The sequence below is a fragment of the Acetobacterium sp. genome (genome assembly GCF_036508315.1).
In the GTDB taxonomy this organism is placed as follows: domain Bacteria; phylum Bacillota; class Clostridia; order Eubacteriales; family Eubacteriaceae; genus Acetobacterium.
Map to the genome: position 1 here is coordinate 1 of NZ_DATCHP010000099.1, position 8,168 is coordinate 8,168.

7 protein-coding genes are annotated in these 8,168 nt (G+C 40.1%); all 7 read left to right on the forward strand.

Annotation, left to right across the window (positions count from 1 at the left end; all coding sequences use genetic code 11):
* Positions 1-318 precede the first annotated feature (318 nt).
* On the forward strand, positions 319-969 hold the full coding sequence (locus VIK44_RS11955; RefSeq protein WP_331554119.1) for a 50S ribosomal protein L25: 651 nt from the start codon (positions 319-321) through the stop codon (positions 967-969).
* 567 nt (positions 970-1,536) lie between these two features.
* Complete coding sequence (locus tag VIK44_RS11960; RefSeq protein WP_331554120.1) at positions 1,537-1,818, forward strand: TM1266 family iron-only hydrogenase system putative regulator; 282 nt, start codon at positions 1,537-1,539, stop codon at positions 1,816-1,818.
* On the forward strand, positions 1,811-2,848 hold the full coding sequence (gene hydE, locus VIK44_RS11965) for a [FeFe] hydrogenase H-cluster radical SAM maturase HydE (protein WP_331554121.1): 1,038 nt from the start codon (positions 1,811-1,813) through the stop codon (positions 2,846-2,848). Before VIK44_RS11960 ends, hydE begins: the two co-directional genes overlap by 8 nt.
* A 198-nt stretch (positions 2,849-3,046) precedes the next feature.
* Complete coding sequence (gene hydG / locus VIK44_RS11970) at positions 3,047-4,465, forward strand: [FeFe] hydrogenase H-cluster radical SAM maturase HydG (RefSeq protein ID WP_331554122.1); 1,419 nt, start codon at positions 3,047-3,049, stop codon at positions 4,463-4,465.
* A 53-nt stretch (positions 4,466-4,518) separates the two neighbouring features.
* Entirely contained in the window at positions 4,519-5,928 is a 1,410-nt protein-coding gene (locus tag VIK44_RS11975) for an aspartate ammonia-lyase (RefSeq protein ID WP_331554123.1), read from the forward strand.
* A complete protein-coding gene (gene hydF, locus VIK44_RS11980) occupies positions 5,921-7,165 on the forward strand; it encodes a [FeFe] hydrogenase H-cluster maturation GTPase HydF (protein ID WP_331554124.1) in 1,245 nt (414 codons plus the stop codon). Before VIK44_RS11975 ends, hydF begins: the two co-directional genes overlap by 8 nt.
* A gap of 593 nt (positions 7,166-7,758) precedes the next feature.
* Positions 7,759-8,168: TVP38/TMEM64 family protein (locus VIK44_RS11985; protein ID WP_331554125.1), on the forward strand; the 410-nt coding region annotated here is incomplete at its 3' end.

Genomic DNA, 8,168 nt, shown 5'->3' on the forward strand with positions numbered 1-8,168 from the left:
CTGCCTCTTAACTTAGATTTTACAGCACATTTCCACGCATACAAGGTGTGTTCTGAAACACCTGTTTCAGTTGAGAGTTGGATAATTGATTTATTGGTCGGCGGCATCTTTTGGGAGACGCATGAGCAGGTCACGGCAGGCTTTCGGTTGCATTTTTCTTAAAAAACTTGATATTGATTCATTTGTTTGGTATAATTAAAAAAACATAGTTGAAAACCATTGAAAAGAATAATTCGTCAGGGGTTTTAATTGACATTTGCCAAATAAAACAACACGAATAATATTATGTAAGAGTTTATCAAAAGAGGAGAAAATAATATGAACGAAAAAGTAACAATTGCAATTGAAAAAAGAGAAAAAGCGAGTAGCAGTGCAGGTAAAAAACTTAGAGCAATAGGTTATATTCCTGGCGCTATCAATAGAAAAGGCCTGGAATCAGTTTCAGTAAAAGTAAAAAAAGATGAATTAATGAAAAACATATTTAAATATGGGAAGAACTATTTATTTACTCTCGATCTTGAGGGGCAAGAATCATATCCTGCAATGATAAAAGAGATGCAACATTCGCCAATAAAAAGAGAAGTTTTAAATGTTGTTTTTCAGCAGGTGTCAGTTACCGAACCAATTAAGTTCGATCTTAATATTAAAATAGTCGGCAAGGAAGCAATAGAATTAAAAAAACTTCATCTTGTGCAGCAAATGGACAAAATACATGTGACAGCATTACCACAGGATATACCTGATTTTCTTGAAATCGATGTAACGGATCTTAATTTGAATGACAAAATATGTATAGGTGATGTTAAATTTCCAAAAGGAATTGAAACAGTAATTGAAGCTGATGAAATAGTATTAGTGATAAATGAATTGAGATTAGATACGATCACAGAAGATGTGGTAGATGATACGATCACAGAAGATGTGGCAGATGATAAAACCTCAGAAGCCGTGCCGGAAGAAAACCTGTAAAGTTTATTGAATAGGTGTGCAGGCCACAATATCAAGGAGTATGCTTTAGCCTGATGGCGAAAATATCCTTGGTAACATTTACAGATTTTTCAAAATGGGTGGTAAGCATAAAGATTGAGGAAAAATAGTTTGAAAATCTGCCTTCTATGGTAAAGTAAATAATCATAGAAGGCTATTTTTATGGAAAAAATAGAAGGTCACATAAAAAAAATAAGGCACTATATAGGGTGTGTTTTAATGAATAAAAACTTTCTTTAGATTTATAAAATAACTTGCAACTTAATATATAATGTGATATTCTTTACAAAATTCAGTGAGTTAAAAGATTGGGTTTACCCAAATCTCATAACAAACTGCAAAGAAAAAACTAATATAACAAAGTTATCGTACTGATGCCATGAGGGTTCGTCCCCAGTGGAAAGGCGAGAGAATCATGTGAATTTAACCTAAATCCATTGTGGCGAGCAATGGGTTCGGGCTTTAACGTGTTTTCCCTGTACCATTGGTGCAGGGATTTTTTTTGCTTATTAAAAAAACAAAGAAATTCAAAAAAAGGGAGGGCAAGAAATGGAAAAAAGAATAGGACTCATAGGCATTGTGGTTGAGAATGAAGAGGCTGTGGAAAAATTAAATGATATTCTACACGATTATGGAAAGAATATTGTGGGACGAATGGGAATTCCATACCGTGAAAGAAATATTTCTGTGATCAGTGTGGTCATTGATGCGCCAACGGATGTAATCAGTTCCCTGGCAGGAAAATTAGGAATGATCACCGGGATCAGCATAAAAACTATGTATTCTAAACTTCCGAAATTTTCAGAAAACCTGGAAGAAGCCAGTGAATAAGCTTGTTGAAAAGCTTGACCAGGAACACTGCCTAGAGGCAAAGGAGCTTCTGTGGCTTCTGGAAAATAATTCGGTTGAACTGAGACAGGATCTTTCTAAAAAAGCCAGCGAGGTGGCTAAAAAAACCTTTGGTAATGGAATCTATACACGAGGACTCATAGAATTTAGTAATTATTGTAAAAATGATTGCTATTATTGTGGGATTCGAAAAAGTAATGATCAGGTTCATCGGTATCGCCTGACAGAAGACCAGATCTTTAACTGTTGTAAAACTGGCTATGCATTAGGATTTCGAACATTTGTCCTCCAGGGAGGAGAAGATCCTTACTTTGATGATGATCGAGTGGTTGCCATTATCCAGGAAATTAAGAAAAATTTTGCTGATTGTGCCATCACCTTGTCCATGGGGGAAAAATCAAAAAAAAGTTATGAATGTCTTTACGAAGCAGGGGCGGATCGTTACCTCCTACGCCATGAAACAGCCAATAAAAGTCATTATAAAAGGCTTCACCCCAGTAATTTGACCATTGAAAATCGAATGACCTGTTTGAGAGACCTTAAGGAAATTGGTTTTCAGGTAGGGACCGGTTTTATGGTGGGGTCTCCAATCCAAACAATGGAAAACATCATAGAAGATATAGCATTTATCAAAGAATTGGACCCACAAATGATTGGCATCGGACCATTCATCCCGCATCACAATACCCCATTTAAAAATGCTAACCCAGGGTCACTGGAACAAACCCTGCAACTTATTTCAATTCTGCGTTTAATGTTGCCAAAAGCCCTAATTCCCGCAACCACTGCCCTGGGAACCATTGATCCCCGGGGCCGAGAACTTGGGATTCTGGCCGGCGCCAATGTGGTGATGCCGAACCTTTCGCCGGTAGCGGTTCGAAAAGATTACAGCTTGTATGATAATAAAATATGTACCGGTGATGAAGCCGCGGAATGCCGAAGTTGTTTGGCAAAAAGAATGGACTCCATCGGTTATGAAATCTTAACAAATCGTGGCGATTACCCTGAATAATAAGGTGATAAGCAATTGCAAAAGTACCGTGAGCATCGCTGTCTGTTTACATGAAACAATTTTTCCACTATACGACGTACAGTCTAGCGACTGTTCGCCTATACGTTATAAAATTGTTTATGAAAACTGACACCAATGCAATTTACTTTTTTGTTTATGAATTTAGAAATTAATATTAAAGTGAAAGAAGGAGAAAATATGTATAACGTAAAGTCAAAAAAGGCCGAAGAATTTATTGATAATCAGGAAGTTTTGGATACCATGGCCTATGCTGAAGAAAACAAGAACAATGAAACGTTAATTGATGATATTATAACCCGGGCCGGGGATTTCAAAGGACTCAGTCATCGTGAAGCGGCAGTGTTGCTGGCCTGTGAACTGGAAGATCAGAATAAACGTTTAGTCACCCTTGCTCAGGAAATTAAAAAGAAGTTTTACGGTAATCGTATTGTCATGTTTGCACCCCTGTATCTTTCTAACTATTGTGTGAATGGGTGTGTGTACTGTCCTTATCATCATAAAAACACAACCATTAAACGAAAGCAATTGTCCCAGAAGGAAATTGTGAAGGAAGTCATTGCCCTTCAGGATATGGGCCATAAGCGTTTGGCTTTGGAAACCGGGGAAGATCCAGTGAATTGCCCACTTGAATATGTACTGGAAAGCATTAAAACCATTTACAGCATTAAACATAAAAATGGGGATATCCGTCGGGTGAATGTGAATATAGCAGCAACCACCGTAGAAAATTACAGGCGTCTAAAGGATGCCGGCATTGGGACCTATATTCTTTTCCAGGAAACCTACCATAAAGAAAACTATGAAATGCTTCACCCCACGGGACCTAAACACAATTACGCCTGGCATACCGAGGCCATGGATCGCGCCATGGAAGGTGGCATCGATGACGTGGGGATCGGCGTTCTTTTTGGACTTAATATGTACCGTTACGATTTTGTGGGAATGCTCATGCATGCCGAGCATTTAGAAGCGGCTATGGGTGTTGGACCTCATACCATCAGTGTGCCACGGATTTGTCCGGCAGATGACATTGATACCAATGATTTTTCCAATGCCATTTCCAATGATGTCTTTGAAAAAATTGTCACTGTTTTAAGAATTGCCGTCCCTTATACCGGAATGATCGTATCGACAAGGGAATCCCAGGCATCCCGGGAACGTGTCTTGAAACTGGGAATTTCCCAGGTCAGCGGTGGTTCCTGCACCAGTGTGGGGGGCTATGATCATCCTGAGCCGGAAGAGGAAAATTCTTCTCAATTTGATGTAACGGATACAAGAAAACTCGATGATATTGTCAACTGGCTTTTAGAAATGGGTCATATTCCAAGCTTTTGCACCGCCTGTTATCGTGAAGGCCGAACCGGAGACCGCTTTATGCAATTGGTGAAATCGGGACAGATTGTGAATTGCTGCCAACCCAATGCCGTTATGACGTTAAAAGAATATTTAGAGGACTATGCATCTGCGGACACAAAAGCAAAGGGTGAGGTCATGATACAGCGTGAACTCAAGTCTATTCCCAGTGATAAAGTCCGTGAGATTGCAACGGGCCATTTAACTGAATTAAGTGCCGGAAAACGTGACTTCCGTTTCTAAAGTGGTGCCGATTAAACCGATTTTCCGAATTTTCAGAGAGAAGGTGAAGCAAAATGCGAACAGAACATGACTTATTAGGTGAAATGGAAATAGAAGACCAGGCTTATTACGGGATTCATACGTTAAGAGCTCTCAATAATTTTCATATTACGGGCCAATCCATACATACGGAACTGGTGGAAGCATTGGTAACCATAAAAAAGGCGGCCGCCATAACCAATCGTAATATCGGCGTACTGGACCCACAAAAAGCTGAGGCTATTATTTCAGCCTGTGATGAGATTTTAGCTGGCGGATTGCGAAACCATTTTGTTGTGGATGCGATGCAAGGAGGGGCCGGAACCTCTGCGAATATGAATGTTAACGAAGTCATCGCCAATCGGGCCAATGAATATCTGGGCGGAAAAAAAGGCGATTATGATTTGGTGCACCCGCTGGATCATGTTAATATGCATCAGTCTACCAATGATGTATTCCCCACAGCCGTTCGGATTGCCGCCATTCGGCTGCTAAAACCGGTAACGGAATGTTTTGCCGACTTACAGACAGCGCTTCAGGAAAAAGAAGAAGAATTCTCAAGGGTCATTAAAGCCGGACGGACTCAGTTACAGGATGCTGTACCGGTAACCTTGGGTCAGGAATTCGGGGCTTGGGCCCAGGCCGTGTCCAGAGATCGCTGGCGACTTTATAAAGCTGAGGAAAGGCTGCGCCAGGTCAATATTGGCGGTACTGCAGTGGGAACAGGTCTCAATGCTCCAAAGGCTTATATCTTTAATATGATCGAACGGCTGCGAGATCTAACTGGAATCAGCCTCGCCCGTACCGACTATATGATGGATCCGACTCAAAATTGCGATGTTTTTGTTGAAGTATCCGGACTCCTTAAAACGTCCGCTGTCACCCTTTCAAAAATTGCCAATGACCTGCGTTTGTTGTCCTCGGGGCCTTATACAGGCATTGGAGAAATCAGTTTACCTGCGGTACAGACAGGTTCATCGATTATGCCGGGAAAAATCAATCCGGTTATTCCAGAGGCAGTCAATCAGGTGGCTTTCCAGATTATCGCCAATGATACCGCTATTACCCTGGCATCCATGTCCGGACAATTGGAACTCAATGCCTTTATGCCAGTGATTGCGAAAAATTTATTTGAAACCCTGGATATGTTAAGAAATGTTTTGCCGATATTTATTGAACGGTGTATTAATGGCATTGAGGCAAACGAAGAAATCTGTCGCCAAAAACTTGATAACAGTACCGTTATGCTAACCGCATTAACTAATTATATTGGCTATGACAATGCCACAGAGGCGGCATTAACGCTCAAAGAAACAGGAAAATCGATTAAGGAAATCATTATCCAACGCAACTGGATGGATCCAGAGCTATTGGATGAGGTACTGAAACCAGAACGGCTCACGTCGCCGATTTCCATCAGAAAGGAAAAACCAACTCATGAATAGTATGAACGAAACCCCAATGTCAAGTCGGATGTCAATCGGTCTTTTCGGAAAACGAAATGCCGGGAAATCTTCTTTGCTTAATGCTTTAACGGGTCAGTCCATTGCCGTCATATCCAATGTTGCCGGAACAACCACTGATCCGGTTTATAAAACCATGGAGTTTTTACCCATTGGACCGGTTGTTTTTATTGATACCGCAGGTTTAGATGATTCCGGGGAGCTGGGAATGTTAAGAATCGAAAAAACATTTGAGGTTCTGCGAAAATGTCACTTTGCTGTTGTGGTAGCGGATATCGAAACCGGCATCACAGAATTTGAAAATGAATTTATCGATCAGCTCATTCAACGCAAGATCCCCTGTGTTTGTGTGTTTAATAAATGCGATAAACGTGAACTGACGAAAGAAGAAATCATTGAATTAACCAAAGCAGTTAAAATTCCCATTGCCTTTACCAGTGTTTATAATAGTACCGGCATTAAAGAAGTCAAAAAAATGATTATTGACAATGCCAACTATGAAGATGTTGAACCCGCATTGGTTGGGGATCTCATTGAATCCGGAGATATGGTAGTACTGGTAACACCGGTTGATAAATCGGCACCAAAAGGCCGGCTTATCCTTCCCCAACAGCAAACAATCCGGGATATTATTGAAAAAGATGCCATTGCCATGGTCACTAAAGAGCACGAACTGAAACGCACACTTGAGAGTTTGAAAAAACCTCCGGCCATTGTCATTACGGATTCCCAGGCTTTTTTAAAGGTTTCTGCAGACACACCGCCAGAGATTCCGTTAACCTCTTTTTCAATATTGTTTGCCCGACAGAAAACTGATCTTGCTGAAATGGTTCGCGGTATCAAACGAATTGAAAGTCTCTTACCAGGGGATAAAGTTTTGATCGTCGAAGGCTGTACCCATCATCGCCAGGCTGATGACATAGGAAAAGTAAAAATCCCACGATGGATCAGACAAATTGCAGGAGGGGATATTGAATTCAAGTGGGCTGCCGGAGCCCATTATCCCAAAGATGTTTCTGAATATGCGGTAATCGTTCATTGTGGCGGGTGCATGCTAAACCGCAGAGAAATGCAATACCGGGTACGAAAAGCCAGAGAAAATGGTGTCTATATTACCAACTATGGCATGCTGATCGCCTATGTTCAAGGAATCCTTTCCCGTGCTTTAGACCCATTTCCAGCTGCCAAACTGGCATTGGAAGAAAATGATCTGGCCTGAATATTTTATTAGTAACTTGATTGTACCCAAACAAAAAAGCACAAGCCGCCCAGTTTCATAACAAGACGGCTTGTGCTGAGTTGACAGAGAAATCCCACAAATAAAAAAAGGCTGCTTATTCTGAAAATTACAGAACCCGCAAAACCTTATAAACAAACTTTGCCAACTCCTCTAAAGTTTATTTATTGTTGTTTTATATGTCTTTATTGGTCCAGTCGAGTACATGCTGATTTTTAACTATCATTGTAACACAATAACCTAATATATTAGCTCAGTACCTCGCTTCAAAAGTGGTAAATCCGGCTAAGAAATTATTAAATGAGAAAATTCTCAGATTCAATTCCTCTGTTTCTCAGATTAATTGGTTATAATTTATGATGAAATCAATTTTCAACTGCGATAATGTGATTATACAAAGTTTAGGGTCTATTTCAACGATTTGAGTATGATCAAAAAAGAGGGAACATATGACCAACACAAAAAAACAGGTTATCAATGCAGTTACAATTATTGGATTGTGCGGATCAATCATTTTCATTATATATGGAATAAAAATGCAGATATTTACATCACAGACTGCATTGGAACAGTTTATGAAATCAGCCGGTGCTTTTGCCCCTTCGCTTTTTATTGTATTTCAAGCCGTGCAGGTTGTGATACCGATATTGCCGGGTGGTATTGGTTGCTTGGCAGGAGTGATCATATTCGGGCCCGTTACAGGATTAATATATAACTATATAGGTATCTGTTTTGGTTCAGTTATGGCTTTTTTATTGGCAAAGAATTATGGCGCAGAATTTGTGAGAAGCGTGTTAAAGGAAAAAACATATGAAAAGTATGCGTCGTGGCTGAAAAAAGGATCCAATTTTGATAAATGGTTTGCACTTGCAATATTTTCCCCAATGGCACCTGATGATTATTTATGTTATCTGGCAGGACTGACGGAAATGAGAGTTAAAAAATTCACCTTAATAATTTTAGCTTGCAAGCCCTTTGGGATTGC

What these genes read in the sequence shown, in the direction of transcription:
- VIK44_RS11955 (WP_331554119.1), top strand. Translation starts at nt 319, where the DNA reads ATGAACGAAAAAGTAACAATTGCAATTGAAAAAAGAGAAAAAGCGAGT.
- VIK44_RS11960 (WP_331554120.1), top strand. Translation starts at nt 1,537, where the DNA reads ATGGAAAAAAGAATAGGACTCATAGGCATTGTGGTTGAGAATGAAGAG.
- hydG (WP_331554122.1), top strand. Translation starts at nt 3,047, where the DNA reads ATGTATAACGTAAAGTCAAAAAAGGCCGAAGAATTTATTGATAATCAG.
- VIK44_RS11975 (WP_331554123.1), top strand. Translation starts at nt 4,519, where the DNA reads ATGCGAACAGAACATGACTTATTAGGTGAAATGGAAATAGAAGACCAG.
- hydF (WP_331554124.1), top strand. Translation starts at nt 5,921, where the DNA reads ATGAATAGTATGAACGAAACCCCAATGTCAAGTCGGATGTCAATCGGT.